The organism is Bacteroidota bacterium (assembly GCA_037133915.1).
In the GTDB taxonomy this organism is placed as follows: domain Bacteria; phylum Bacteroidota; class Bacteroidia; order Bacteroidales; family CAIWKO01; genus JBAXND01.
On sequence record JBAXND010000113.1, the window covers coordinates 1 to 2,484 of the forward strand.

Sequence of the window (2,484 nt, forward strand, 5' to 3'; positions counted from 1 at the left end):
ATGTTGCAGTAACAGGACTGGCGCAGGTTGCGTTGGAAGTCATCACGCAGGTGATAAAATCATTATTTGCCAAACTGCCGTTCACGTAGGTGTTTGTATTGTTACCGACATTCGAACCATTGAGTTTCCATTGATACACGGGCGTTCCGCCGTTGGTGGGCGATGCAGTGAATGTAACTGAAGTGCCTGCGCATATGGCTCCCGACGGTGATGCTGCAATACTTACAGTCGGCGTCAGTACCGGATTTACAATCATTGTAATAGTGTTCGATGTTGCCGTAACAGGACTGGCGCAGCTTGCGTTGGAAGTCATCACGCAGGTGATAAAATCATTATTTGCCAAACTGCCGTTCACGTAGGTGTTTGTATTGTTACCGACATTCGAACCATTAAGTTGCCATTGATACACGGGCGTTCCGCCGTTGGTGGGCGATGCAGTGAATGTAACTGAAGTGCCTGCACATATAGAGTTTGATGGCGATGCGGATATACTAACGATGGGCGTTATTCCGGAAGTAACGCTCATTGTAATTGTGTTGGACGTAGCCGTTGCGGGGTTTGCGCATGATAAATTTGAGCTCATCAGACAATAGATTGCGTCACCGTTTGCTAAGCCTGCATTTGTATATGTTGAGCTGTTTGTGCCGGTATTATTACCATTCAATTTCCATTGGTAAGCAGGTGTTGTCCCTCCGTTTACGGGAAATGCATTAAATGTTACAGATGTGCCCGGACAAATAGGCCCTGATGGTGTGGCGTAAACTGTAACAGAACTGCTGACACCTCCGGCAACAATTACCGTATGTGATATTGTTGGCGAATAGGCGCAATTTCCCGCGATTCCAAAAACGGTTACCTGACCGGATGTAGGACCAAACGTTACAGTTATAGATGTTGTTCCTTGTCCTGCCGTTATAGAAGCTCCTGCCGGTACAGTCCATGTATAGGTTGTTGCTCCTGAGATTGGCGAAACGGAAAATACGATGCCTGAGCTTCCGTTGCAAACCGTATCAGCACCTGTAATTGTGCCGCCTCCCGGAAGGGGTGTCGGGACAGAAAACGTCCAGCCGGTATTATTGGATACGTTGATGCTGTTCAAACCTGCATAGAATGCAGCACCACCCGTAGCTTTGGAATCTTTGAGCTGGAGGTAATCACCAACAACGCAACCTGATGCTTTGGAAATAGTGGCTTGTGTGCCGGCACTTGATGAACGAATATCGATGACTTGTCCTGTAAGACCTGTAGCATTTAAATTTCCGCTGATTGTCTGCGTAAGGTTTGAAGGTAACGTATACGTTTTGCCGGGCGAAAGTGTGAGGGAATTGTAATTATTGGTACCGCTAATAGTTGCATGTCCGGCAAAGGTTACATTGTTGAATGTAAAAGTTCTTCCTGATGAATTTGTGATGTAATTGGTAGCGGTGGGTGATGTAAATTCGAGATTATAAAAAGTTTTATTTGCATTGGAGCTGTATGTAGTAAATCCGTTTGATGAAGTGAATCGCAGTGTTGATGTTCCCGGTATAATTGTGAAGTTATCATAGTAGCCATAAAAATCGCCGGAGAAAATAATGAAAAGCGAGGAGCCCATGTTGAGCGAGCGTGTATTATAATTGGCCGATGAAAACCCGTTGATGTTGAGAGTAACGTTGTTCGTAATAAGACTTCCGTAATTCATTTGCAGAGTGCTGCTGCATTTGAAATCATCCTGCAGCGTCCATTCACCGCCTGCTCCGTCAAAATACACGGCATTTTGAAATTGTTTGTTTGCCGAAGTAATGGTTTTGCCTGTGGTTGTTGATTCAAAATACACCTGTCCGTTGAATGAATAATTCATGGCGGGTATCAGCGTAAGCGAACCGTATATCATCAGGTTGTTACTGCTTGAAGTGGTTGTAAATACCGGTGCGCTGAGAGCGCCGCTCCAGCTCATATCTTTGCATGAAGCGGTGCTGACATCAACAGTAACTGTTTTACTTGTGGATGTAAATCCGGAGTTGGCGTCAAAGAATACACTGTTGGAAGAGCCCGGAATGCATCCTGCCGAATTGGGTGTTCCGCCGCTGCTGAGTGACCAGTGTGATGGCTGGCTCCAGTTGCCGCTACCACCTATCCAGTAATAATCAACACTAAGGTTTCCGGGTGAAGTAACATTCCATCCGCTTACATTTGATATCACAGTGGTATTGGTTGCGTTATAAGTTGCCCCACCACTAGCCTGATTATCTTTCAGCGTCACATAATCAACATTGATGGTGCCTGTTGATTTGCTGATTGTAGCCTTGGTTCCGTTTGAAGATGATTGAATTGAAACATTATTACCGCAGGCACCATTCGCAATAAAATCGGTGTAAATAGTTTGGGTAAGATTGGCCGGTAAGGTGTATGTTTTTCCTGATGAGAAGCTGAGAATATTGTAATTATTCGTACCGCTAATAGTTGCATGTCCGGCAAAGGTTACATTGTTGAATGTAAAAGTTC

General features: G+C 45.0%; 1 protein-coding gene. It reads right to left on the reverse strand.

Features of this window, described 5'->3' with window-relative positions; genetic code table 11:
- Positions 1-2,484, reverse strand: a 2,484-nt coding sequence (locus WCM76_16840) for a hypothetical protein (protein MEI6767299.1), incomplete at both ends; no start/stop codon positions are given.